The sequence below is a fragment of the Goodfellowiella coeruleoviolacea genome (genome assembly GCF_024171785.1).
Taxonomy (GTDB): Bacteria; Actinomycetota; Actinomycetes; order Mycobacteriales; family Pseudonocardiaceae; genus Goodfellowiella; species Goodfellowiella coeruleoviolacea.
In genome coordinates this window covers 212,557-237,415 of record NZ_JAMTCK010000004.1, presented here as the reverse complement: position 1 = coordinate 237,415, position 24,859 = coordinate 212,557, and the positions used below count along the sequence as shown (strand labels likewise).

The following is a 24,859-nucleotide window of genomic DNA, read 5'->3' as shown; positions in this document are numbered from 1 at the left end:
CCTGTCGTGCCACCAGGAAGACCCCCACGCCGGTTCCGCGACCACTGGCCGGACCTCGGACACACGGCCATCCCTTGGACGCGCCCCGGACCTTCCCCGTTCCCCGGAAGACCGTACTGGGTGGCGGAACCACCACAGCGGAACCGTCGGCCACCACAGCGGAACCGTGAGCCACCAGAGCAGAACCGTCGGCCACCACAACGGAGCAAGCGACTCCCACTATGGAGCTGTCACCTACCACAGTGGAGCGTGGAACTTCCACATCGAAGGCGTGCACTCCTGTCCTGGATCGGCCAGTCACCGCAACAGCAGCCGGGCGATCCGCTTGGTGGCCACCAGCAGTCCCACCACGGCCATCAGCACCAGGTACAGCACGTGGCCCAGCAGTCCCCAGTGGACATAGCCGGTGACCAGCCCGCGCAGCAACGCCACCCCGTGGTACAGCGGCAGGCACTCCACGGCGATCCGCAGTGGCCGGGGGTAGACCGACAGCGGGTAGAACGTGGTGGAGAACAGGAACAGTGGCATGACGGCCAGGTTCACCAGGTCGAAGTCCTGCCAGGACCGCATGAACGTGGTCGCGGCCATGCCGACGGCGGCGAACGCGAAGGCCACCAGCAGCGCGGCGGGCAGCGCCAGCAGGCCCCAGGCGGAACTCACCAGGCCCATGCCCAGCAGCACCACGACGAACCCGGCCGCGTACAGGCCGCCGCGCAGCAGCGCCCAGCTGGTCTCGCCGACCGCCACGTCCAGCGGCCCCAGCGGCGTGGACAGCACCGCGTCGTACAGCTTGGCGTAGCGCATCTTGTGGAAGATGTTGATCGTGGCGTCGTACACGGCGCCGTTCATGGCCGAGGCCGCCAGCAGTGCGGGCGCCACGAAGGCCACGTAGTCCATGGGCTGCCCGTCCGGCCCGGTCACCGTGGAGACCAGGGTGCCGAACCCCAGCCCGAGGGCGAACAGGAAGAACAGCGGTTCGAAGAACCCGGACACGACGGCCAGCCAGGAGCGCCGGTTCACCAGGAACGACCGCTCGACCAGCATCCTGGCCCGGCCCGCGTACAGGCCGGGCGGCACGATCCGCAGCAGCGGGCTGGGCCGCTGCTCGGTCTGGTCGCCGCGTCCCGGTCGGGGTGGCGCGGTCAGCTCGTGTGCCATTGCCGGTCTCCCATGCTCGTTCTCCCCCGGTGCCGACTCGCCCCGCACGCCTCGGCGGACCGGTCCGCCGGGCGCGGCCGCCATCGCGTCACACCAGCAGCCGCCGCGTGAACTGGCGCCGCGTCAGCAGCACCCCGACCGCCAGCACGGCCAGCAGGTATGCGAGGTGGCCCAGGGTGGGCAGCGGCGACATCGACTCGAACGCCGCCGCCCTGGCCAGTTCGGTGCCGTGCCACAGCGGGGTCACCCAGGCCAGCGGCCACACCCAGACGGGCAGCTGGGACACCGGGAAGTACGTGCCGGCGAACAGGGTCATCGGCACGACGACGAACCGGAACACCGCGTTGAAGCCCTGTCCCTCGTCGCGCACGCTCGCCGAGTAGGCCACCAGCGGGGCGCTGAACGCCATACCCGCCAGCACCGCGAAGACCAGTGACAGCAGCACGCCCGGCCCGGTGAGCGCACCGAACAGCGCGGCCACCACCAGGTAGGCCGCGCCCGAGGTGAGCAGCCGCAGCGCGATCCACAGCAGCTGGCCGGCCACCAGCTGTCCGGGGCTAATCGGGGTGGCGATGATGCCCCAGTAGGTCCTGGCCCACTTGAACGACGACAGCACCGGGTGGGTGGATTCGCCGGCCGCGTTCTGCACGGCGCCGGCCACCAGCAGGGCCGGCGCCAGGTAGGCCAGGTAGGGCAGGCCCTGGGTGGCCTCGCCCGGCCGCACCTGGGAGCCGAAACCGAACCCGAGGGCCAGCAGGTAGAGCACCGGCTGGACAACGCTGGACACCACGGTGGCCCGCCAGTTGCGCCGATACCAGGCCCACAGTCCCTCGACAACGAGCAGCGCGGCGCGCACCGACCCGACCGGCCGGGCCACGGCGGGCGTCCCGCCGGGGTCGGCCGCTGCTGAGGCGTTGTCCACCAGGGCTCCCCTCGTCCGGCTGCGCCGCGGCGGGCAGCCGGACCGCTGCCGTTGCTAGTCGACCAGGCTGCGGCCGGTGAGCCGCAGGAAAACGTCTTCCAGGGTGCTGCGCCGGATCAGCGTGCTGGCCGGGCGCACGTCGCGCTCGTGCACCGCGGCCAGGGACGCCTCGCCGTCGGCGGTGTAGAGCAGCAACCGGTCAGGCAGCACCTCGACCCGGTCGGCCAGGGTGGCGACCACGGGCAGGGCGTCCCGCTGGTGACCCGGGGCGAACCGGAGTTCGAGCACTTCCCTGGTGGAGTAGCGGGCGATGAGTTCGGCCGGTGAGCCCTCCGCCACGATCCGGCCGCCGTCCATCACCACCAGCCGGTCACAGAGCTGCTCGGCCTCGTCCATGTAGTGGGTGGTGAGGATGAGCGTGACGCCGGCGTGCCGCAGCTGGTACAGCCGGTCCCACAGCAGGTGCCGTGCCTGCGGGTCCAGTCCGATGGTGGGTTCGTCGAGCAGCAGCAGTTCCGGGTCGTTGACCAGCGAGCGGGCAATGGTCAACCGCCGCTTCATCCCGCCGGACAACGGTTCGACCTGGTCCTCGGCCCGGTCGCTGAGCTGGGCGAACTCCATCAGCTCCACGGCCTTGCGCCGCACCGTGTCCCGGGAGAGGCCGAAGTAGCGGCCGTAGACCTGGAGGTTCTGCCGCACGGTGAGTTCGTTGTCCAGGGTGTCCTGCTGGGGTACCACCCCCAGTCGCGCCCTGATCCGCGGGCCGTCCCGCTGCGGGTCCATGCCCAGCACCCGCAGTTCACCGGCACTGCGTGGGGACACGCAGGCGATCATGCGCATGGTTGAGGACTTGCCGGCGCCGTTGGGGCCGAGAAACCCGAAGGCTTCGCCGCGGCGGACCCCCACATCGATCCCGCGCACCGCCTCGACGTCGCCAAAGCGCTTCACCAGGCCGCTGGCGTGCACCAGGAGTGAGTCAGCTGCGGTCACGGGGCGGAACGGTAACCGAACCCCGCGCGGTGTTCGAGGTGTTTTGCGGCCAGGACGCGGGGTGGCCGCGGACCGCGGATCCGGATCGCCGCGCGGTGGTGTCACGTCGACGGCAGCGCGCGGTCGGCGTCTGCCGCCGGTGGCCGGCCGATCCCGTGGTCGGCCGGCCACGTTCAGCGCCCGGTCGCGATCGGTTCGCTCAGAGCGAGGGGAACCAGAGGGCGATCTCCCGCTGGGCGGATTCCGGCGAGTCCGACCCGTGCACCAGGTTGAACTGGGTCTCCAGGCCGAAGTCACCGCGCAGGGTGCCCGGGGTGGCCTTCTCCACCGGGTCGGTGCCACCGGCCAGCTGGCGGAACGCGGCGATGGCCCGCGGCCCCTCCACCACCGCGGCCACCACCGGGCCGGAGGTGATGAAGTCGAGCAGGTCACCGAAGAAGCCCTTGCCGGCGTGCTCGGCGTAGTGCTGCTCGGCGAGCGAGCGCTCCACGTTGCGCAGCTCCAGCGCGACCAGCTTCAGGCCCTTGCGCTCGATCCGGGAGACAACCTCGCCAACCAGTCCCCTGGCCACGCCGTCGGGCTTGACCAGAACCAGGGTGCGCTCACTCACGGTCGTTCGTTCTCCATTCGTTGCTTGCTCGTGGGGACACCCGCACGCGCGCGATGTCGGCCGGCGGCACGGCGTCGCCGTCCAGGAACTGATTCCGAGGGACACGGCAACGCCCGCCAGCGATTCCGGCAAAGCGTAACCGGACGGGGTGCCGGCCAGCGCGGGAGGCGGCCACGTACCACGCCGGCCGCGTGCGCGGGACGGACCAACCGGGTCAGGCGGGACGCAGCGTGGTCGACCAGAGGTCGGCGCCGGTGGCGTCGCGCAGCCACACGGTCAGCTCGCCGCTGCCGCCGTCCACGTACACCTCGCCAAAGTGCTGGAAACCGTCCAGCGGCGAGGTGTTCGCGGTTGGTGGGGCGTGGACGAACACCGCTTCCGGGCCGAACGTCGGGTCCAGGGCGTTCGGCCCGAACGCGCCGGCGTTGAGCGGACCGGACACGAACTCCCAGAACGGGTCGAAGTTCTGGAACGCGGCTCGGTCGGGCGAGTAGTGGTGGGCCGCGGTGTAGTGCACGTCCGCGGTCAGCCAGACCACGTTGCGCACCTTGCGCCTGGCGATCTCCCCGAGCACCCAGGCCAGTTCGTGCTCGCGGCCACCCGGCCCGCCGGGCAGGCCGTTGGCCACCGCCTCGATGTCCTGACCGTCCGGCACCACCAGGCCGATCGGCATGTCCGCGGCCACGATCTTCCAGGTGGCCCTGCTGCTGCTCAGCGCGTCCACCAGCCACCGGGCCTGTGCGGTGCCGAGAATGCGGCCGACGCCGTCCTTGGGTGAGGTGTTGGCGTCCCGGTAGGTGCGCATGTCCAGGATGAACACCTCGACCCGCCGGCCGTGGCTGAACCTGCGGTACACCCGCCCGTCCACGGCGCGGGCCGCGTCGACCGGTTGCCACTCGTGGAACGCCTGGAAGGCGCGGGCGGCCAGCACGTCCACCCGCTTCTCGGTGTACTCGGGACGGTCGTTGAGGATCTCGCCCGGATACCAGTTGTTGGTGACCTCGTGGTCGTCCCACTGGACGTGGGCGGGGACGGCCGCGGCGAACCGGCGCAGGTTCTCGTCGAGCAGGTTGTAGGCGAACTGACCGCGGTACTCGGCCAGGGTCTCAGCCACCTTGGACTTCTCGGCGGTGACCAGGTTCCGCCAGGTCCGGCCGTCCGGCAGGGTGACGTTCTCGGTGAGCGGGCCGTCCGCGTACACCGTGTCCCCGCTGTGCAGGAAGAAGTCGGGCCGCCGGTCGGCCATCGCCCGGTAGATGGTCATGCCGCCGAGGTCGGGGTTGATGCCCCAGCCCTGGCCGACCACGTCGCCGGACCACACGAACCGGACGTCGGACCGCCCGGTGGGCGCGGTGCGGAAGGTGCCGGTCAGGGCCTCGCTGCGGGTCCGGCCGTCCAGGTCCTCGGCGCACACCCGGTAGTGCACCTGCCGGCCGGGCGGCAGGTTGGTCAGCCGCAGCTTGCCCGTGCCATCCGTGTCCGGTGTCAGCAGCGGTCCCCGGACCAGCCTGGCGTTGCGGAACGACGGGTCGGCGCTCACCTCGACCAGCATCCGGGACGGCCGATCGGCCCTGGTCCACACGAGCGCGCCGGACGGGGTGACGTCCCCGGACTGCACACCGTGGGTGAGCACCGGTCGGTCGCGGCGCACCACGGCCGGGGCTGCCGGTTGACCGGCCTGGGCGGAGGCGGCGGGCACGCCGAGCGCTCCGGCGGCGGCCAGCGCGCCACCGCCGGCCACGCCGGCCCGCAGCACGGCACGTCGACCCATACGAGGCTGTTGGTCCATGTGCCGCGTTGTATCCGCCCAGGTCAACCAGCCCGCCAACCGCAGCCGTGCGGGAGGTGAACCCCGCGCGGCGGTTTCCCGCGACCGCGTCCACCGGACACGACCCGCGGTGCGGCGGTGCGTGCTGCACGCACGCCGACGGCACCCTGCTCGCAGGCCGTACCTGCCCGAGACCACCACCGACCTCGGCTGACCACAGTGGACTGACCACAGTGGACTCTGGCCGGATCGGGGTGGCCGGATCGGTCCGCACCCTGGCGTGATGGTGCCTGTTCCTGGCGCGGGGTCGAAGCCGAGACTGAGCCGGTGACCAACGCGCTTCTCGTCATCGACGTACAGGAATCCTTCTGCCAGCGGGCGAGTTGGCGGCTGGCGTCCAATCCGGACATCGTCGCCAAGGTCAACGCCCTGGTGGCCAAGGCCAGGTCGGACAACGACCTCGTGGTCTGGGTGCTGCACACCGAGCCGGGCACCGGCACCGTGTTCGACCCCGCCAACGGTCACGTCCGGCTGATGCGGGGACTGGTTCCCCGCGAAGGGGAACCAGTGCTGCACAAGACCGCGCACAACGCCTTCACCACCACCAACCTCCAGCGGTTGCTGACCGCGCGCGGCATCCGGGAACTCACCGTCAGCGGCATCCGGACCGAGCAGTGCTGCGAGACGACCGCGAGGATCGCGTCAGACCTGGGCTTCGACGTCACGTTCGTGACCGACGCGACCGCGACCGAGCCGCTCCGGCACTGGACGGCGCCGGCCGACATGACCCCGGAGCAACTGCTCGCCGACCCCAGGACGCTCAGCGTCGAGGACGTCATCACCCGCACCGAGTACGCGCTGGCCGGCCGCTTCGCCACGATCCGCACGGTCGCCGAGCTGACCGGGGCCGAGCACTGACCGCGTGCGCACCCCGTCCCAGCGGCTGCTCCCCCGGGAACGGACGCGCGCCCAGCGCGTGGCCCCGCTTCCGGGCCGCTCCGGCTGAGGTGGGTGGGCCGGCGGACGGGGAACCGAACCGCGCTCGTCCCTACTCGGTTTCCACCACGCCCGCCAGCAGCTTCGCGGTGCCCTCGGGTGCCTCCACCGGGAAGTGGTGGCTGCCCAGGTCGACGAGCACGATGTCGAAGCGGTCCCCGTAGCGGTCGATCGCCTCTCGCGTCACCAGGTCGCGTATCCCGAACACGGTGATCGGCTGCGGTGTCCCGCGCAGTGCCGCGTCCATGTCCCAGCGCACCAGGCCCTCGATGGAGCGCAGCCCCGCGGGCTGCCGCACCGCGACCATCTTCTCGAAGTACGCGTCCTTGAGCGCGGTGTCGGTGCCGGCCGGCGAACCTTCCTCGACGAGGCCCCGCACCCCACCGGCGAAGTCCGTGCGGAACACGCGCAGCATCGCCTCGGCCCGTTCCGCGCTCAGCGCGGGGAACAGGGACAGGTAGTGCAGCGCGTCGAGTGCGACCACGTGTGAGACCGTGTCGGGGAGCAGGCGGCCGACCTCGACGGCGACCGCTCCGCCGAGGGAGTGCCCGGCCACGACGCAGGTGCGCACCGACTCGGCGTCCAGCACCGCCGCCACGTCGTGCGCGAACTCCGCCATGGTCCAGACCTCGCGCGTGGAGCGCGACTCGCCGTGCTCAGCGAGGTCGATCGCGATGACGCGGTAGTTCTCGGGCAGGTGGTCGGTCACCGCGTCGAAGTCGCGGCGGTCGCACGCCCAGCCGTGGATGAGTGCCAGCGTCGGCCCTCCGGCCGGACCGCTGACCGTGTACCGGATGGTCGTGTGGCCCGCTCGCTGAACGTCGAGGTCCTTCCTGACCCTGCTCGTCGTGCTCGTGTTCGTGTTCGCCACGGTGTCTCCTTCCTCCGCGCCGGGGGACTTCGCTCTGGGGAACGCATGGGGCTGTCGTTGTGGACGACGTCGCATCGGGGAGCGACGCGTCGCTTGATGTGGTGGAGGTGTCCCGGCTCCGCTGCCGCCGGCCGGGGGCCTCGGCCTCCCACCCGCACGGGCCGTGACGGCGGGACGGGCCCGGCTCACGAGATGGTGCGGGGCAGCCCGAGGCTCAGCACGCCGGTCACCGCGATGGCGCCGAGCCAGGCCAGCAGCGCCGCCAGCAGCGCGTCCCGCATGCCCCACGGGCCGAGCAGAGCCAGGAACAGCGAGCCGATCGTCGCCACGCCGAGCGCGAGCGCTGCTTGCTGGGTCGTGGTCAGCACGCCGCTGCCCACCCCGGCGCGTTCGTGCGGCACGTCCGAGAGCACGATGCGGAAGAGCACCGGCAGTTGCAGGCCCTGGGCGAACCCGGTGACCACGAACGCGGGCGCCAGGCCCCACGCGCTCAGGTGCGGCCAGTAGCGCCACGACGTCAGGACCAGCAGGGCACCGCCAACCAACTGCAGCAGGCACGAGAACGTCACCAGCCGCCCCGCGCCGTAGCGGGCGACCAGGCGGGGGCCGGCGAACGAGGCGGCGAACACGGACAGCGCGAACGGTGCCAGCGCGACACCCGCGACCACCGCGGTCATCCGCAGGCCCTGTTGCAGTGCGATGGCCAGCACGAACATCAGGCCGCCGAAGCCGATCCCGAAGGGCGGCAGCAACGCGAGGCCGCGCCGCAGCGAGTCAAGGCGCAGCAGGCTCGGCGGTAGCAGCGGGGTGCGGCCCAGCCGGTCGGCGCGCGCCTCGACGCGGTGGAAGGCCAGCGCGAGGACCGGACTGGCCGCGAGCAGGACCCAGGTCCACAGCGGCCATCCCGCCGCCCTGCCCTCGGTGAGCGGCAGCAGCAGCGCGGCGAGCGCCGCGGCGAGCAGGACGGTGCCGGGGACGTCGACGGGTTCGGGCCGAGGGGAGCGGGTTTCCGGCACGGTCCGCAGCGACAGCAGCAGGCCCACCGCGGCTATCGGCAGGTTCACCAGGAAGATCGAGCGCCAGCCGGTGCCCCAGGGGTCCGCGGCGACGAGGAGGCCGCCGAGGATCTGGCCGACCACCATGGACAGGCCCTGGGTCGCGCCGTACAGGCCCACCGCCTTCGCCCGGCGGTGGCCGGTCGTCGCGGCGTGGATGGTGCCCAGGACCTGCGGCACCATCATCGCGGCCGTGGCACCCTGGGCCGCCCGGGCGACCACCAGCACCCAGGGGCTGGGCGCGAGCCCGCACGCGAGCGAGGTGAGTCCGAAGGCGGCCAGGCCCGTGACGAAGAGCCTGCGGCGGCCGAACGTGTCGCCCAGCCGCCCGCCGAGCACGAGCAGGACCGCGTAGGCAAGGCCGTACCCGGCCACCACCAGTTCGAGCAGTGCGGGGCCCGCGTCGAGGTCCTCCTCGATGGTGGGCAGGGCGACGTTGACGATGAAGAAGTCGATCAGCGGCAGGGCCGCGCCGAGCAGGACGGAGAACAGGCCGAGCGCGCCCAGTTCTGGCCGCTGGTGGTCGGGCAGGCCGTGGCCGTCATCGCTCACCGCGGTGGCGGGGACGGCGACCGGTGCCCTGGCCGGCTCTGGGCGGGTTGTTCCGCGAGTTTCGGTTCCACTCACGCCGTCGACGATTCGACACCCGTCAGCCTGTTACCAGAGTCTCTTTATCCTGGTAGAAAAACCACCTTGTAACAGGGTGGATCGTCAGGGCAGGGTGGCGGCATGAGAACCCGCGCCGACAGCGCCAAGGCCCCCAACGCGCGCCGGCAGGAGCTGGCCGACTTCCTGCGCAGCCGCCGCGAGCGGATCGCTCCCGAGCAGGTCGGCCTGGCGCGTGGTGCCAGGCGGCGCACGCCGGGGTTGCGCCGTGAGGAGGTCGCGCAGCTGGCCGCGGTCGGGGTGACCTGGTACACGTGGCTGGAGCAGGCCCGCGACATCCAGGTCTCCGCCAAGGTGCTGGACGCGCTGGCGCGGGCGCTGCTGCTGGACCCGAGTGAGCGCGCGCACCTGTTCACGCTCGGTGGGACGGCGGACCCGGTGCCGGAGGAGCCCTGCACGGTGGTCACCCCCGCCCTGCGGGCGATGCTGGATCGCCTCGACCCCTTCCCGGCCTGCGTGCAGAACGCGCGCTACGACATCCTCGCCTACAACCGCGCCTTCAGCCTGCTCATGTGTGACATGGACGGCCTGCCGAGGGAGGACCGCAACTGCATGTGGCTGGCCTTCACCAACGACCAGTGGCGGGCCGCGACGGGTGACCTGGAGGACGAGACCCGGGTCATGGTGGCGAAGTTCCGCGCCGCCATGGCCGAGCACGTTGCCGAGCCCGCGTGGAAGGCCATGCTGGCGCGGCTGCAGACGCTGCCGGAGTTCCGCGCGCTGTGGGACAGGTTCGAGGTGGTCGGGGTCTCCGACAACACCAAGCACGTCGACAACCCGCACGTCGGATACCTGAAGCTGCTGCACAGCAGCTTGTGGCTCGCCCCGCAGTCGGGCGCGCGGCTGGTCAGCTACGTGCCGGAGAACGACGAGACCAGGGCACGGCTGGAGCGGTTGCGGCTGCTGGCCGGCCCGGAACGCGCTGCCGGCGAGGCCGGCGAGCCCGCGGCGGCCAGTTCCGAGGGCGGCCGGGCGCCCGAGGACGACCACCGGCGACCGCGCCCCCAGCCGGCGCGCGCGAGGAGGCACGGCACCGCGCCCCTGGTGCCGGCCGAGGTCTGAGCCACACCGCCGGGCTGACCAGTCCACCGGCCCGGTGATCCGCCCGCTGGCCCACGCCGGTCACTGGCGCGCGTGGTCAACCCGCGCTTGGTGGGCCGGCTCGCCGGGCGGCCGTCGGCGCGGCCACGGAACCGGCCAACGCACCGGGGCGAGCCGCTGGCCTCGGTAGCCTGACCGGGTCATGGCACGCGTCGTCTTCCTCCTGGTTCCCGGGTTCCACCTGCTCGACCTCGCCGGGCCGGCCCAGGTGTTCGCCACAGCGGCCGACTTCGGCGTCGACTACACCCTGCACTACCTGGCCGAACAGCCCGAGGTGAGCGCCGCCCAGGGACTGCCGGTGCGGACCGGGACCACGTGGCCCACCCTGACCGCGGACGACCTCGTCATCGTTCCCGGGTGGCGGGCGCCGCGCCTGGCCGGCACCGCCCGGCTGACCGAGGCCAGCCTGCGGCGGTTGGTCGAGCACCACGCCGCCCACGGCACCGTGGCCAGCGTGTGCTCGGGCGCTGACGCGCTGGGCCGGGCCGGCCTGCTCGACGGCCGCCGCTGCACCATCCACTACGAACTCCAGGACGAGTTGGCCAGCCGCCACCCCAGGGCGATCGTGGTGCCGGACGTGCTCTACGTGTCCGACGACCGGGTGGTGACCTCGGCGGGCATCGCCAGCGGCATCGACCTCGCCCTGTACCTGATCGCCACCCGGCACGGCCCGGCGGTGGCCGCGGGCGTGGCCCGCGCCATGATCGTGCCCGTCCGGCGGCACGGCGACGAGCGGCAGGCCAGCGCCGTGCTGCGGCACCGCGCGCATCCCGACGACGTGGTGCACCGGGTGCAGGACCTGATCGACGCGCGGTTCACCGAACGCCTGCCCCTCGCCGAGCTGGCCAGGGCGGCCGGCTGTGGCGAACGCACGCTGACCCGCCTGTTCGTCCAGGCCACCGGCATGACGCCGCTGCGCTACCAGCAGGCGCTCCGCGTGGAACGGGTCGAACACCTCGTTGGCCATGGCGCGACCGTGGATGCGGCCGCGCGGGCCGTGGGTTTCGCCGACGCCCGCATGGTGCGCCGGCTGCGCGGCCGAGCGAGGACGTGACCGCCGGAACGCCTGCGCCGCCTGACGAAGCCCCGCGCCGCCGGTGCGGTGAGCGCGCGATCACCGCCGCGTCCACCGCAGTCACCGGCTTCTACGGGCAGAACGGGACGGCGATCCGCACCGCGGCTCGGGGTGGGCTCCGCTCGCTGCCGGAACCGGCATCACGGGTTTCGAGAACGGAATTCAGCCGCCCCGCACTGGACTGATCAACTCCCAGAAGGGGGCGCCGGGGTGCCGTTGACGGCAGCTCGCCGAACTGGAACTCCCGGCATCCGCTGTGGACGTCCCCCGCTCCCCTCCACCACCCTGGACAACACCGGCTGTGGTACCCAAGGGGTCATGGACGTTCACCTCCGTGACCTGCGGTACTTCCTGGCCATCGCGGAGGAGCTGAACTTCACCAAGGCAGCCAGCCGGCTGTTCATCTCCCAGCCGGCGTTGAGCAAGCAGATCCGCCAGCTTGAGGACGGGCTGCGGGTCCGGTTGTTCGAACGCGACCGGCGCACGGTCACGCTCACCGCGGCGGGCCAGGCGCTGCTGCCGGTGGCCCGGGAACTGCTGGGCACCTGGGACCGGGGACAGCGCGAGATCAGCGCGGCGGTCGCCGCCGAGAACGCGGTGCTGACGCTGGGGCTGTCCACCAGCGTGGGGCGGGGCCTGCTGCGGGGTGCCCGCACCCGGTTCGCCGAGCAGCGGCCGGCGTGGCACCTGCGGATGCGGCAGGTCAACTGGGACGACGCCACCGCTGGCCTGGCCGGCGGTGAGGTGGACGTGGCGCTGGTGTGGCTGCCCATTCCCCAGCAGCAGGCGTTCCGGGTGCGGGTGGTGGCCACCGAGCCGAGGTGGGTGGCACTGCGGACCGATCACCGGCTGGCCAGCCGTGCCGAGGTGGCCTTCGCCGAGCTGCTGGACGAACCTTTCCTGGCACTGCCCCCGCAGGCCGGACCGCTGCGCGACCACTGGCTGGCCCTGGACCAGCGGGGTGGCCGACCGCCCCGGATCGGAGCGGTCGTGTCCAACGCCGAGGAGACGTTCGCGGCCGTTGAGGAGGGCAGCGGCGTGGTGCTGCTGGCCGAGGGCAACGCCGCGATCTACCAGCGGCCCGGCATCACCGCGCTGCCGGTCACCGGGCTGCCCGCCAGTGAACTCGCGGTGGCCTGGCGGCCGGACGACCAGCGACCCGCCGTCCGCGACCTGGTCGAGGCGTTGGCTTCGGCGGCGCGCTGACCTCGGATCCGCCACCTCCGATCACTCCAGAAGGGGATGGAAGGCATCCAAACAGGAGCACAGAAAGACCGAATCGGAGCGTGGGAGTTCCACAGCGGAGCGGTTGAGTGCCGGATCAGCGCGGCGTTGTCCCGAATCGGGTGCAGCCGCCTCCAATAGTCGGAGCGACATCACCCCGAATCGGAGCGACATCACCCCGAACAGGAGTTGCGGCCGTAACGGAACGTCCGGTCGTGGCGGACGATCTCGGCGCCGGGCGGCAGCACCGGCGAGACCAACCCCGGCAGGTCCAGGCCCGCCCAGTCCACGCCAACGCCGATGGCGTCCGGGTCATCGCGGGCGGTCTCGTCGACGTCCGGAGCCAGCACCGCCCACACCGCGTCCTCGGACATGCCCGCGTACCTGCCGTCCGCCTCGGGATGGCCGCCGTGGTCCTCGGCGCTCTGGTTGAAGACCAACTCGGTCAGGCCGGGCACCGTGACCCGCAGGTGCGGGTAGACGTCGCGCTCCGCGACGAGTCCGCCCCGCTGGTACACCCGCACCACACAGGTCTCACCAACGCCCCGCGGCAAAGGCCCCGGTGCGCACGTAGTCGCGCACGGCCCGCTCGATCTCCGGCAGGCCGGCAGCCACCTCGACGAACTCCCACCCGCCGCCGCCCTGCCAGAACGAGGCGTCGAACAGGTAGCAGCTGCGCAGTCCGACCGCCTCCCGACGTCACACCGCTGGCGGCTGCTGGCTGGGCAGGCGCCCCTCGGCCATCCGTTTGGCCACGTCCCGGCGCAGCCACAGCAGGTAGCCCCAGACCAGTGCGAACAGGATGCCGATCACGCCGAGCGGCACCAGCACCACCACCGAGGCGATCATCACCAGCTGCAGCGCGATCACCACGCCGATCGCCCACCGGAACCGCAGCAGTCCGCAGGTCACCACCAGGGCCGCCACCAGCGACAGCGTCAGCACGCCCGCGGTGGTGCCGATGCCGCCGCTGTTCAGCGTGGCCACCGGGATCGCCAGCGCCACCACGATGGCCTCCAGCACCAGCGTGCCGGCGGTGATCCCGCGAAACGCCTTCATCGGGTCCTTGGCCGGTGGCCGGGGCGCCGCGGTCGGCTGGCTCTGCGGTTGCTCGGTCATGCTCGTGCCTCCAGCCTGGGCAGTTCCAACCACGGCAGCTCCAGCGACAGCGACAGCGGCCGGGCCGGCGGCCGCCTGACCACCACTGGCGCGTCCGCGCGCACCGGGCGGCCGGGGTCGGAGCGCCAGTTCACGCGGGTTCCTTGCCGAACAGGGCCCGTGCCTCGCCCGCGGTCACCACCGACCCGGTCACCACCACGCCCCCGCCGGACACCCGCTCACCGGGGTCGTCGGTCTCCTCGGCCAGCCGCACCGCCGTCTCGATCGCGTCGTCCAGCCGGGGCACCACCACGATCCGGTCGTCACCGAACACGGGTCCGGCCAGTTCGGCCAGCTCGTCCACGTCCATGGCGCGGGGCGAGGAGTTGGTGGTGAGCACCACCTCGGAGAGCACCGGCTCCAGCGCGCCGAGGATGCCGGCCACGTCCTTGTCCCGCATCACCGAGATCACGCCGACCAGGCGCCGGAACGCGAATTCCTGGTCCAGCGCGGCGGCCAGGGCACTGGCGCCGTGCGGGTTGTGCGCGGCGTCCACCAGCACGGTCGGCGCGGAACGGACCCGTTCCATCCGGCCGGGGCTGGTCACCGAGGCGAACGCGTCCCGCACCGCGTCCACGTCGAGCTGGCGCTGGGCGCCCGCACCGAAGAACGCCTCCACCGACGCCAGTGCCAGGGCCGCGTTCTTGGCCTGGTGCTCGCCGTGCAGGGGCAGGAAGATCTCGTCGTACACACCGCCGAGGCCCTGCAGGCGCAGCTGCTGGCCGCCCACGGCGACCTCGCGCTGCAGCACGCCGAACTCCATGCCCTGTCTGGCGACGGTCACGTCGAGTTCGACGCAGCGCTCCAGCACCGCGCGGTTCGCCTCCGGGGGCTGCTCGCCGAGCACCACGATGGACTCGGGCTTGATGATGCCGGCCTTCTCCCTGGCGATGCCGGCCAGGTCCGAGCCCAGGTACTCCACGTGGTCGATGCCGATCGGGCAGATCACCGCCACCCTGGCGTCGGCCACGTTGGTGGCGTCCCAGCTGCCGCCGAGGCCCACCTCGATCACGGCCGCGTCCACCGGGGCGTCGGCGAAGGCCGCGAACGCCATGCCGGTGAGCACCTCGAACTTGCTCATCGGCACGTCGCTGCCCCGGTCGACCATGGCCACGTAGGGCTCGACGTCGCGGTAGATCTCGACGTAGCGCTCCGGGCTGATCGGTGCACCGTCCACGCTGATGCGCTCGGTGGCCAGTTGCAGGTGGGGGCTGGTGTAGCGGCCGGAGCGCAGGCCGATCCGGGTGAGCAGGGCCTCGGCCATCCGCGCGGTGGAGGTCTTGCCGTTGGTGCCGGCGACGTGCAGCACCGGATAACCGCGCTGCGGGTCGCCGAGCAGGTGGACCAGGGCCGCGATGCGCTCCAGCGACGGCGCGATCTTGGTTTCCGGCCACCGCGTGTTCAGCTCGGCCTCAACCTCGCGCAACGCCGCCAACGCCCCGGGATCGATGTCGGGCACGCTGTCACTCCCCGGGAATGTCGCCTGTGTCCTTGCTTGGGTGCTGGTGCCGTCGGCCGAACCAGGCCGCGCTCGTCCAGCTCTCGACGGACCGACCGATCCGCCCGTCCAGTGTACGGTCCCGGGTCGGCCGGTCCGCCGGCCGGCGGGCGGGGTCGGCGCTGGCACCACGCGCTGGAGGCTGCTGGTCACGCCTGGTTCTGGTCGTGACCAGCAGCCTGGCGTCGGAGTGCCGGCCTCCGGCTCGCCGCCCCGCCCGCCCTCGGCTGCCCCTCGGGGTTGCCGGCTCGGGGGTCAGGACCCGAGCAGCGCCTCGATGCGGGCGGTGATCCGGTCGATGTCCTGCTGGGCGGCGGCCCGCCGCTCCCTGATCTTGGCGACCACCTCGGCGGGTGCCCGCTCGGTGAACGCGGGGTTGTCCAGCTTGCCCTCGCACTGGGCGAGTTCCTTCTCGGCGGTGGCCAGGTCCTTGGCCAGGCGCTTGCGCTCGGCGACCACGTCGATCGCGCCGGAGGTGTCCAGCTCGACCTTGACCGTGCCGGTGGGCAGGCCGACCTCGAAGGTCACCGACGCGGCGTAGCGCTCGCCCGGCTCGTCCAGCCTGGTGAGTGCGCGCACCGAGGGCACGTGGTCGAGCAGGTCGGCGCAGCAGGCCCCGCGCACCCGGCCGGCTACCCGCTGACCAGGCTTGATGCCCTGGTCGGCGCGGAAGCGGCGGATCTCGGTGACCAGCTTCTGCACGCCCTCCACGCGCCGCGCCGCGGTCTCGTCGGGCTGCTGCCCGCTGGGCGCCGGCCACGCGGCGACCACCACGGACTCGGCGCCGGTGAGCGTGGTCCACAGGGTCTCGGTGATGAACGGGATCACCGGGTGCAGCAGCCGCAGCACCACGTCGAGCACGTGGCCGAGCACCGCGCGGGTGGCGTCGGCGCGCTCGCCGCCCTCGGCCAGCTGCACCTTGGCCAGTTCCACGTACCAGTCGCAGAACTCGTCCCAGGTGAAGTGGTACAGCGCGTCGCACAGCTTGCCGAACTGGAAGGCCTCGAACAGGCCGTCCACCTCGGCGGTGGTGGCGTCCAGCCGGTCGAGGATCCACCGGTCCACGTCGGTGAGCTGCTCGCGCGGGGGCACCGGCTGGGCCGTGGTGGCACCGTTGGCCAGGGCGAACCTGGTGGCGTTCCACAGCTTGGTGCAGAAGTTGCGCGAGCCGGCCGCCCACTCCTCGGCCAGGGCCATGTCGCTGCCCGGGTTGGTGCCCCTGGCCAGGGTGAACCGCAGCGCGTCCGCGCCGTAGCGGTCGGCCCAGTCCAGCGGGTCGATCACGTTGCCGCGCGACTTGGACATCTTCTTGCCGGAGGCGTCGCGGATCAGCCCGTGCAGGAACACGTGGTCGAAGGGCTGGACGTCGTCCATGGCGTACAGCCCGAACATCATCATCCGGGCGACCCAGAAGAACAGGATGTCGTAGCCGGTGGACAGCACGGTGGTCGGGTAGAACCGGGCGAGGTCGGCGGTCCGCTCGGGCCAGCCCAGGGTGGAGAACGGCCACAGCCCCGAGGAGAACCAGGTGTCCAGCACGTCCTCGTCCTGGTGCCAGCCCTCGCCGGTGGGCGGCTGCTCGTCCGGGCCGACGCAGACCGTCTGCCCCTCCGGGCCGTACCAGACCGGGATGCGGTGGCCCCACCACAGCTGGCGGGAGATGCACCAGTCGTGCAGGTTGTCCACCCAGTCGAAGTAGCGCTTGGCCAGCTCGGGCGGGTGGATGCGGGTCCGGCCGTCGCGCACGGCGTCGCCGGCGGCCCTGGCCAGCGGGGCGACCCGGACGAACCACTGCAGCGACAGCCGGGGCTCGACCACGGTGTCGCACCGCGAGCAGTGGCCGACCGCGTGCAGGTAGGGGCGCTTCTCCGCGACGATCCGGCCCTGCTCGCGCAGTGCGGCGACCACGGCGGGCCTGGCCTCGAAGCGGTCCAGCCCCTCGAACGGGCCGTGCGCGGTGATCACGCCCACCTCGTTCATGACGGTGATGGACGGCAGGTTGTGCCGCTGGCCGATCTCGAAGTCGTTGGGGTCGTGCGCCGGGGTGACCTTGACGGCACCGGTGCCGAAGGCCGGGTCGACGTGTTCGTCGGCCACGATCGGCACCCGGCGGCCGGTCAGCGGCAGCTCCACCTCGGTGCCGATCAGGTGCTGGTAGCGCTCGTCGTCGGGGTGCACGGCCACGGCCGTGTCGCCGAGCATGGTCTCGGCGCGGGTGGTGGCCACCACGATGGCGTTGTCGCCCTCGCCGTAGCGGATCGAGACCAGCTCGCCCTCGTCCTCGGAGTGCTCCACCTCGATGTCGGACAGGGCGGTGCGGCAGCGGGGACACCAGTTGATGATCCGCTCGGCGCGGTAGATCAGGTCGTCGTCGTAGAGCTTCTTGAAGATGGTCAGGACGGCCTTGGACAGGCCCTCGTCCATGGTGAAGCGCTCACGGGACCAGTCGACGCCGTCGCCGATCCGGCGCATCTGCCCGAGGATCTGGCCGCCGGACTCGGCCTTCCACTGCCACACCCGCTCGACGAACTTCTCCCGGCCGAGGTCGTGCCGGGACAGGCCCTCCTCGGCGAGCTGGCGCTCCACCACGTTCTGGGTGGCGATGCCGGCGTGGTCCATGCCGGGCAGCCACAGCACCTCGTAGCCCTGCATGCGGCGGCGCCGGGTCAGCGCGTCCATGACGGTGTGGTTGAGGGCGTGGCCCATGTGCAGGCTGCCGGTGACGTTGGGGGGCGGCAGCACGATCGTGTAGGGGGGCTTGTCGCTGCTGGCGTCGGCCGTGAAGTAGCCCCGGTCTACCCACCGCTGGTACAGCTCCGCCTCTACCTCCGCCGGGTTCCAGCTCGGCGGTAGCGTGGGGGTCTGGTCTGCGGTGCGGTGTTCGGTCACGACTGGTGATTCTACGAACCTCGGCCACTCGGCCTCACCTGCCTTCCCCCGCGCGTGGGCAGCGTCCGACCAGCGGCGCCGGGTGATGTTTGCCGGCGGGTAACCCGGGGAACGTCAGTGTCCGATGATCCAATCGGGAGTGATGTCGTCGGGCTGAGGGGGACACCGTGGACGAGTGCGCACCGGGCGGTCGCCGAACGGGTGGGGGTGGCCGGTGGGCCGCGGCCAAGGACTGGCTGTTCACGGTGACCGCGCTGGCGCTGCTCGCGGTGGTGGCGGTGCAGACCTACCGGCAGGGGCACCTGCACTTGCGCTGGCCGGTCGGGGAGGTCTCCGCCGCGGAGGTCCCGGTGGTCCCGAACCCGGGCCTGGATGGGCTGGTCCCGCTGCGTCGGTGACACCGGGTGACCCCGGTCTCGGCTGTCCGGTCTCGACTGCCCAGACTCGACTGCCCGGACTCGACTGCCCGGGCTGAACTTCCCGGGGCGGCGACCCCGGTGCCGGCGTCCCCGCGCGGTCCACTCGCGCACCACCGGGGGAAATGTCGTGAAAATCCCCTCTGGGCTGGGCCAATCGGTGCCGGGCGCTGGTGTGGAGTCAGTTGCCCGGCGCAGGATTGTGCCATGAGCAAACCACCGCGGCAGGACATCGACGAGTCCGAGTTGCACGTCGGGGAGCCCAAGCAGTGGGCGGCCGGCATCCCCGGGGTGCTGGTCTCGTTGCAGCGCGGCATCCAGCAGATGGGCCCCGGTCGCACGGTGCGCGCGCTGCGGGTGCTCAACCAGCGCGAGGGCTTCGACTGTCCGGGTTGCGCGTGGCCGGAGCCGCAGGGCCACCGCAAGCTGGCCGAGTTCTGCGAGAACGGTGCCAAGGCCGTGGCCGAGGAGGCCACCACCCGTCGGGTGGGGCCGGAGTTCTTCGCCAGGCACCCGGTGGCCGAACTGGCCGAGCGCACCGACTACTGGCTGGGCCAGCAGGGCCGGATCACCCACCCGATGGTGCTGCGGCCGGGTGGCACGCACTACGAGCCGATCAGCTGGGACGAGGCGTTCGACCTCATCGCCACCGAGCTGTCCGCATTGGACAGTCCGAACGAGGCGGTCTTCTACACCTCGGGGCGCACCAGCAACGAGGCGGCGTTCCTCTACCAGCTGCTGGTGCGCTCCTTCGGCACCAACAACCTGCCGGACTGCTCGAACATGTGCCACGAGTCCTCGGGCGCGGCGCTGAACGAGACCATCGGCATCGGCAAGGGATCGGTCAGCCTCGCCGACCTCATCCAGGCCGACCTGATCATGGTGGTGGGCCAGAACCCGGGTACCAACCACCCGCGCATGCTGTCCGCGCTGGAGCAGGCCAAGGGGGCCGGCGCGCGTGTCGTCGCGGTCAACCCGCTGCCCGAGGCCGGCCTGATGCGGTTCAAGAACCCGCAGAACGTGCGGGGTGTGCTCGGTCGGGGCACGCCGCTGGCCGACGAGTTCTGCCAGATCCGGCTGGGCGGCGACCTGGCGTTGTTCCAGGCCATCGGCCACCTGCTGGTGTCGTGGGACGCGGACGCGCCGGGGACGGTGCTGGACGCGGAGTTCCTGCGCGAGCACGCGCACGGTTTCGCCGAGTACGCCGAGCACGTGCGGGCACTGGACTGGGCCCTGGTCGAGGAGGCCACCGGTCTGGACCGGGAGCAGATCACCAAGGTCGCCCGGATGGTGGCCGACGCCGAGCGGGTGGTGGTGTGCTGGGCGATGGGCCTGACCCAGCACCGGCAGTCGGTGCCGGCGATCCGCGAGATCGTCAACGTGATGCTGCTGCGCGGCATGATCGGCAAGCCGGGTGCCGGGCTGTGCCCGGTGCGGGGCCACTCCAACGTGCAGGGCGACCGCACCATGGGCATCTGGGAGAAGATGCCCGAGTCGTTCCTGGCCGCGCTGGAGCGGGAGTTCGGCATCACCGTGCCGCGTGAGCACGGCTACGACACGGTGGCCGCGCTGCGCGCGATGCGGGACGGCGGTCCGGCGAAGGTGTTCATGGGGCTGGGCGGTAACTTCGTGTCGGCGACGCCGGACACCGAGGTGACCGAGCGGGCGCTGCGGTCGTGCCGGCTGACCGTGCAGGTGTCCACCAAGCTGAACCGCTCGCACGTGGTGCCCGGTCGCACCGCGCTGATCCTGCCCACGCTGGGGCGGACCGAGCGGGACGTGCGCGCCGGCCGAGCCCGGTTCGTCACGGTGGAGGACTCCATGTCGGTGGTGCACCGCTCGCGTGGGCGGCTGGCGCCGGCCAGTGAGCACCTCCGGTCCGAAGTGTCCATCCTCTGTGGACTGGCGCGGCGGCTGTTCGGCCCGGACCACCCGGTGCCGTGGGAGCTGTTCGAGCGGGACTACGACGAGATCCGCGAGCGGATCGCCCGGGTGGTGCCCGGGTGCGCCGACTACAACCGGAAGGTGCGCCAGCCGGACGGGTTCGTGCTGCCGCACCCGCCGCGTGACGCGCGCGAGTTCCCGACCGCCACGGGCCGGGCGAACCTGACGGTGAACCCGATCGAGGTGCTGCGGGTGCCGGCGGGTCGGTTGCTGCTGCAGACCATGCGCAGCCACGACCAGTACAACACCACGATCTACGGGTTGGACGACCGCTACCGGGGGGTGAAGGACGGCCGGCGGGTGGTGCTGGTCAGCCCGGCCGACCTGGCCGAGTTGGGGCTGGCCGCCGACCAGCTGGTGGACCTGGTCAGCGAGTGGCCGGACGACCCGACTGGGGTGACCGAGCGGCGTGCGGAGCGGTTCCGGGTGGTGGCCTATCCCACGGCGCGGGGTTGTGCGGCGGCCTACTTCCCGGAGGCCAACGCCCTGGTGCCACTGGACTCGGTGGCGCAGACGTCCAACACGCCCACGTCCAAGTCGATCGTGGTCCGCTTGGAACCGGTGGCCTGACACCTCGGCCCGACGCGGTGGCCCGACGCGGCGGCCTGACGCGGCGGCCTGACGACGTGGCCTGACGTCGTGGCCTGACGTCGTGGCCTGGCGTGGTGGCCTGGCGTGGTGGGTCCGACGCCATGGGTCCGGCGCCGTCGCCCGGAGTCGTGGGCCTGGGGTGGCGGCCGGTCCGGTGCAGGGCGGGCGGCCGGTCCGCTGCCACCACCAGCGGCGGGCGGCTACCACCTCTACACGGATCACGCAAGTCGTTGTCCACAGCCGCTGGAGTTGTCCACAGGCTGCTCGCCGCCCTGTGCCCGGGGCTGGTGCGCGGATAGGCTGGACCCGGGGTCGCCCCCCTGGGAGGGCGGGGGCTGGCCTTCTCCAGGCCGGACGACAAACAACCCGCCACCCGCCACCCGCTGCCCCGAGTGGACAGCACCGCAGGTCAGCCGGTTGGCACGCACGTGCTCACAGCCAGCCGCGGTCTCGCCCGCGGGCTGCGCCCGCGCCCCGGGTCACCCCCGCCGCGGGGCCCGGCCGGACCGGACGTGGCCGGCAGCCGGGAGCAGGCGCGCGCTCGGCTCAGCCCGTGAACAACTGGGTGACCTTGCGGATCAGCTCGTAGAGGCCGTAGCCGAACGGCAGCCCCACCCACGCCCAGGCCAGCACCAGCGCCACCGGGCTGACCCGACGGCTGCCGCCGGCCCTTGCCTGGCCGGGCCCGGGTTCCGCGACCGGCCGTGCGTCGGCGCCGTCCGCGGGCTGGTGATCGGCCTCGTGGTGGCTGCTGGACACCGGGCGGATCAGCTCGTTGGCCACGAACCCCACCACCAGCAGCGCCAGCATGACGTACAGGGCGGTGGTGTAGAGGGCGGGGCCGGTCTGGCCGGTGGCCTTGCGCGCGTCCGCGATGGCGTTGACGATCAGCGGCCCGAGCACACCCGCCGTGGACCACGCGGTGAGCAGCCGGCCGTGGATGGCGCCCACCTGGTAGCCGCCGAACAGGTCCTTCAGGTAGGCGGGCACCGTGGCGAAGCCGGCGCCGTAGAAGGACAGGATGAGCATGGCGCACACCGCGAACAGCACGACCGAGCTGCTCCCGGCCAACGCGATCACCAGGTACAGCAGGGCACCGACCCCGAGGTAGAGCCGGTAGACGTTCTTGCGGCCGATCACGTCCGAGGTGGTCGACCAGACGAACCGGCCGAGCATGTTGGTCAGCGACAGCAGCGCCACGAAACCGGCGGCGGCGCTCGCGGCCACCGGCGTGGGGGTGCCGGCGAAGAAGTCCGTGATCATCGGCGCGGCCTTCTCCAGGATGCCGATGCCGGCCGTGACGTTGACGCACAGCACCACCCACAGCAGCCAGAACTGGGGGGTGCGCAGGGCGCGGGCGGCCGACACGTCCGGTGCGCTGACCGTGCGCGCCCGCACCGGCCGCGCCGGTGCCGCGCCAGGCCCCTCGGCCGGCCGCCAGCTCGGCGCCGGCACCCGGATCAGCAGCACACCCAGGCACATGAACACCGCGTACGCCAGGCCGTGCACGGTGAACGCCTGGGCGATGCCGGTGGTGGTGCGGCCGAACGCGTCCAGCATCCGGGTGGACCACGGCGAGGCGATCAGCGCTCCCCCGCCGAACCCCATGATGGCGATCCCGGTGGCCATGCCCGGCCGGTCCGGGAACCACTTGATCAGTGTGGACACCGGTGAGATGTAGCCAATGCCCAGCCCGACCCCGCCGATGCCCCCGTAACCCAGCACCACCAGCCAGAACTGTCCGGTGGCCACGCCCAGGGCGGACACCAGGAACCCGGTGGAGAAGCACACCGCCGAGACGAACATCGCCCAGCGGGGGCCGTTGCGCTCCACCAGGGTGCCGGCGAAGGCGGCGGACAGCCCGAGCATCACGATGCCCAACTGGAACGGCAGCGCGCTCTGCGTGCCGGTCAGGTCGAGCGCGCCCTCCAGGGGCGGTTTGAACACGCTCCACGCGTAGGCCTGACCGATGGCCAGGTGCACGGACAGCGCCGCGGGCGGCACCAGCCACCGGCTCCAGCCGGGTCGGGCGACAGTGCGCGACCGGCTGAGAAATCCAACACTCATGCGACACCTCCGTCGTGGCTGCGCTGCGCAACATATGGTCGCGACGTCGCGATGGTCACGGAGAAGACGCCGAGCGGTCAGCGCCACGCGGGGAACGGCCGCTGGCGGCGGCAACACCGCACCCGGCGGGAACGCCAGAAAACGGATGTCGGGGAACCCACATCGGGGGTCCGTCGTCCTCTGGGTAGGCACGAGACGCACTGGGGGGACGATGAGCGAGGACACCGACGAGGACGACGGGGCCGGCCGGGCCCAGCCGCCCAGGCCCGGCCCGATGCCGCCGTTGCCGACCGCGGTCGACGGGCCGCCGATCGGGCGGCGCCGGCTCACCCGCCGGTCCCTGCTGACCTCGGCCGGGATCGCCGGCCTGGTGACCGTGGGCGTGGTCGGCACGGCGACCAGCTCGGCCCCGGCCGGCCGGGCCCTGCGGGAGGCGCTGGGCGCGGCCGGTCCCACCCCCACCCGCCGGCGCGCGGTGACCAGGCTGGAGCGGGTGCGCTCGGCGGCCAGGGGGCAGGACGTGGACCTGCTCACCGTGCTGCCGCCGAACGTCGCGGCCGAGGGCCTGCCGGTGGTGCTGCTGCTGCACGGCCTCAACGGCAGCGCGCGCCGCGCCCCGGTGGGCGGCCTGGCCGACGTGCTGGCCACCTCGGTGGTCAACGGGGTGGTGCCGCCGTTCGCGTTCGTCGCCGTGGACGGCGGCAACAACTACTGGCACGAGAACGTGCCTGGCGACGATCCGATGGCCATGCTGCTGACCGAGGTGCCCGGCTGGCTGGCCGAGCGCGGCTTCGGCGGGGCAGGCGGTCTGCCGGTGGCCTGCGCGGGCGTGTCCATGGGCGGGTTCGGGGCGCTGGTGTACGCCAGGCGCCGCAACGAGCAGGGCCAGCCGCTGCGGGCGCTGGCGGTGATCTCCCCCGGGCTGATGACCTCCTGGCAGGAGATGAGCAAGCGGCACGCGTTCGCCAACGAGGCGGCGTGGGCGGCGCTGGACCCGCTGCGTCACGTCGACCGGCTCGGCTCGGTGCCCACGGGGGTGTGGATCGGCAACCGCGACCAGTTCGTGACCGGCACCAGGCAGTTCATCCGGGCGGCCAGGCCGGCCGTGGCGTCGGTCACGCCGGGCGGGCACGACGAGAACTTCTACCGCAAGATCACCCCGGACGTGGTCCGCTTCCTGGGCTCCCGGCTGCGCGGGTGAGGGCCGGCCCACGTGGGCACGCGACCCGCTCCCGAGAGGTCACTCACCGGGCGCGGCCCGGTCGGGGTCAGCGGCCGACCAGCGGGGTGTGGCCGGTGCGGGCCCAGGACAGCACGGCCGGCCACGGCCCGTAGCCGGCGTCGATGTTCAGGTGCGCGCCACCGGGGATGACGTCGTGCTCCACGCCGAGGGCGGCGGCGTACGCCGCGGCGGCCTGGTCCGTGCAGTAGGGGTCGCCCGTGCCGGTGACCAGGCGGGTCCCTCCGGCGGCGCGGCGCAGCCCGGCCGGGTCCAGTGGTGGCGGCAGGAACGAGCGCACCCTCGGCTCGGCCACGTCCGAGGCGGGTGGGGCGACCAGCAGCACCCGGTCGACCCGCAGCGCCGGGTCGGGCTGGCGGGCGCAGTGGTGCAGCCACAGCAGTGCCCCGAGCGAGTGGGTGATGACCACCCGGTGGCCCTCGGCGGGTGCGGCGGCCAGGTGTTCGCGCAGCTCGGTCAGCCAGGTGTGGAGTTCGGGCCGGTCCGGGTCGGTGAACCGGGGGATCTCCACCTGTCCGCCTCGGCTGGCCAGTTCCCCGGCCAGCCAGTTCTGCCAGTGGCCCGGCCCGGAGCCGTCCAGGCCGTGCACGAGGAGCACGTAGGGCAGGTTCACCTGGGTG

Annotated in this window: 21 protein-coding genes; 7 read left to right on the top strand and 14 right to left on the bottom strand. The window is 72.4% G+C overall.

What is annotated here, in order from left to right; genetic code table 11:
• Positions 1 to 297 precede the first annotated feature (297 nt).
• The 5 genes from LX83_RS09885 to LX83_RS09865 all read right to left on the bottom strand — a co-directional run bounded on the left by LX83_RS09885 (position 298) and on the right by LX83_RS09865 (position 5,451).
• Entirely contained in the window at positions 298 to 1,158 is an 861-nt protein-coding gene (locus LX83_RS09885; protein WP_253769611.1) for an ABC transporter permease, read from the bottom strand.
• A gap of 88 nt (positions 1,159 to 1,246) precedes the next feature.
• Positions 1,247 to 2,080 carry an ABC transporter permease gene (locus LX83_RS09880; protein ID WP_253769609.1) on the bottom strand — a complete coding sequence of 278 codons (834 nt, stop codon included), beginning with the start codon at positions 2,078 to 2,080 and terminating at the stop codon, positions 1,247 to 1,249.
• A 54-nt stretch (positions 2,081 to 2,134) separates the two neighbouring features.
• Positions 2,135 to 3,070, bottom strand: a complete 936-nt coding sequence (locus tag LX83_RS09875; protein WP_253769607.1) for an ABC transporter ATP-binding protein — start codon at positions 3,068 to 3,070, stop codon at positions 2,135 to 2,137.
• 199 nt (positions 3,071 to 3,269) lie between these two features.
• On the bottom strand, positions 3,270 to 3,680 hold the full coding sequence (gene ndk, locus LX83_RS09870) for a nucleoside-diphosphate kinase (RefSeq protein ID WP_253769605.1): 411 nt from the start codon (positions 3,678 to 3,680) through the stop codon (positions 3,270 to 3,272).
• 214 nt (positions 3,681 to 3,894) lie between these two features.
• On the bottom strand, positions 3,895 to 5,451 hold the full coding sequence (locus LX83_RS09865; protein WP_253769603.1) for an alkaline phosphatase D family protein: 1,557 nt from the start codon (positions 5,449 to 5,451) through the stop codon (positions 3,895 to 3,897).
• A gap of 324 nt (positions 5,452 to 5,775) precedes the next feature.
• Here LX83_RS09865 and LX83_RS09860 point away from each other — a divergent pair, with 324 nt between their 5' ends.
• Positions 5,776 to 6,366 carry a cysteine hydrolase family protein gene (locus LX83_RS09860; RefSeq protein WP_253769601.1) on the top strand — a complete coding sequence of 197 codons (591 nt, stop codon included), beginning with the start codon at positions 5,776 to 5,778 and terminating at the stop codon, positions 6,364 to 6,366.
• A gap of 130 nt (positions 6,367 to 6,496) precedes the next feature.
• On the opposite strand, the gene LX83_RS09855 is transcribed toward LX83_RS09860, so the two are convergent.
• Together LX83_RS09855 and LX83_RS09850 are read right to left on the bottom strand one after the other, a co-directional pair.
• The gene (locus tag LX83_RS09855) at positions 6,497 to 7,315 is read right to left on the bottom strand and encodes an alpha/beta fold hydrolase (protein WP_253769599.1); all 819 of its coding nucleotides are present in this window, start codon (positions 7,313 to 7,315) and stop codon (positions 6,497 to 6,499) included.
• A 185-nt stretch (positions 7,316 to 7,500) separates the two neighbouring features.
• Positions 7,501 to 8,997 (bottom strand): MFS transporter, encoded by a 1,497-nt coding sequence (locus tag LX83_RS09850; protein ID WP_253769597.1) that lies wholly within the window; start codon positions 8,995 to 8,997, stop codon positions 7,501 to 7,503.
• Positions 8,998 to 9,099: 102 nt separating this feature from the next.
• Between LX83_RS09850 and LX83_RS09845 the strand changes: the two genes are divergently transcribed.
• From LX83_RS09845 to LX83_RS09835, 3 genes are all read left to right on the top strand, one after another.
• Positions 9,100 to 10,098, top strand: a complete 999-nt coding sequence (locus LX83_RS09845) for a helix-turn-helix transcriptional regulator (protein ID WP_308203944.1) — start codon at positions 9,100 to 9,102, stop codon at positions 10,096 to 10,098.
• 181 nt (positions 10,099 to 10,279) lie between these two features.
• Positions 10,280 to 11,191, top strand: coding sequence for a GlxA family transcriptional regulator (locus LX83_RS09840; protein WP_253769595.1), 912 nt, complete (start codon positions 10,280 to 10,282; stop codon positions 11,189 to 11,191).
• Positions 11,192 to 11,530: 339 nt separating this feature from the next.
• Entirely contained in the window at positions 11,531 to 12,418 is an 888-nt protein-coding gene (locus LX83_RS09835; protein ID WP_253769593.1) for a LysR family transcriptional regulator, read from the top strand.
• 191 nt (positions 12,419 to 12,609) lie between these two features.
• Here the strand turns inward: LX83_RS09835 and LX83_RS09830 are convergent, their stop codons facing one another.
• From LX83_RS09830 to LX83_RS09810, 5 genes are all read right to left on the bottom strand, one after another.
• On the bottom strand, positions 12,610 to 12,960 hold the full coding sequence (locus LX83_RS09830; RefSeq protein ID WP_253769591.1) for a hypothetical protein: 351 nt from the start codon (positions 12,958 to 12,960) through the stop codon (positions 12,610 to 12,612).
• 175 nt (positions 12,961 to 13,135) lie between these two features.
• Positions 13,136 to 13,555, bottom strand: a complete 420-nt coding sequence (locus tag LX83_RS09825) for a DUF4233 domain-containing protein (protein WP_253769589.1) — start codon at positions 13,553 to 13,555, stop codon at positions 13,136 to 13,138.
• Complete coding sequence (locus LX83_RS09820; RefSeq protein WP_253769587.1) at positions 13,552 to 13,689, bottom strand: hypothetical protein; 138 nt, start codon at positions 13,687 to 13,689, stop codon at positions 13,552 to 13,554. The genes LX83_RS09825 and LX83_RS09820 overlap by 4 nt, the downstream gene beginning before the upstream one ends.
• On the bottom strand, positions 13,686 to 15,053 hold the full coding sequence (gene folC, locus LX83_RS09815; RefSeq protein ID WP_253769585.1) for a bifunctional tetrahydrofolate synthase/dihydrofolate synthase: 1,368 nt from the start codon (positions 15,051 to 15,053) through the stop codon (positions 13,686 to 13,688). The genes LX83_RS09820 and folC overlap by 4 nt, the downstream gene beginning before the upstream one ends.
• Before the next feature lie 294 nt (positions 15,054 to 15,347).
• Positions 15,348 to 17,981, bottom strand: a complete 2,634-nt coding sequence (locus LX83_RS09810; RefSeq protein WP_253769583.1) for a valine--tRNA ligase — start codon at positions 17,979 to 17,981, stop codon at positions 15,348 to 15,350.
• A gap of 167 nt (positions 17,982 to 18,148) precedes the next feature.
• Between LX83_RS09810 and LX83_RS09805 the strand changes: the two genes are divergently transcribed.
• On the top strand, positions 18,149 to 18,379 hold the full coding sequence (locus LX83_RS09805; protein ID WP_253769581.1) for a hypothetical protein: 231 nt from the start codon (positions 18,149 to 18,151) through the stop codon (positions 18,377 to 18,379).
• Between the two features lie 225 nt (positions 18,380 to 18,604).
• Complete coding sequence (locus tag LX83_RS09800; RefSeq protein ID WP_253769579.1) at positions 18,605 to 20,911, top strand: FdhF/YdeP family oxidoreductase; 2,307 nt, start codon at positions 18,605 to 18,607, stop codon at positions 20,909 to 20,911.
• 567 nt (positions 20,912 to 21,478) lie between these two features.
• Here the strand turns inward: LX83_RS09800 and LX83_RS09795 are convergent.
• Positions 21,479 to 22,999: an OFA family MFS transporter gene (locus LX83_RS09795; RefSeq protein ID WP_253769577.1), complete on the bottom strand. Its 1,521-nt coding sequence runs from the start codon at positions 22,997 to 22,999 to the stop codon at positions 21,479 to 21,481.
• A gap of 274 nt (positions 23,000 to 23,273) precedes the next feature.
• Here LX83_RS09795 and LX83_RS09790 point away from each other — a divergent pair, with 274 nt between their 5' ends.
• Entirely contained in the window at positions 23,274 to 24,200 is a 927-nt protein-coding gene (locus tag LX83_RS09790) for an alpha/beta hydrolase (protein WP_253770150.1), read from the top strand.
• Positions 24,201 to 24,267: 67 nt separating this feature from the next.
• On the opposite strand, the gene LX83_RS09785 is transcribed toward LX83_RS09790, so the two are convergent.
• Positions 24,268 to 24,852: an RBBP9/YdeN family alpha/beta hydrolase gene (locus LX83_RS09785; RefSeq protein WP_253769575.1), complete on the bottom strand. Its 585-nt coding sequence runs from the start codon at positions 24,850 to 24,852 to the stop codon at positions 24,268 to 24,270.
• Positions 24,853 to 24,859: the final 7 nt, after the last annotated feature.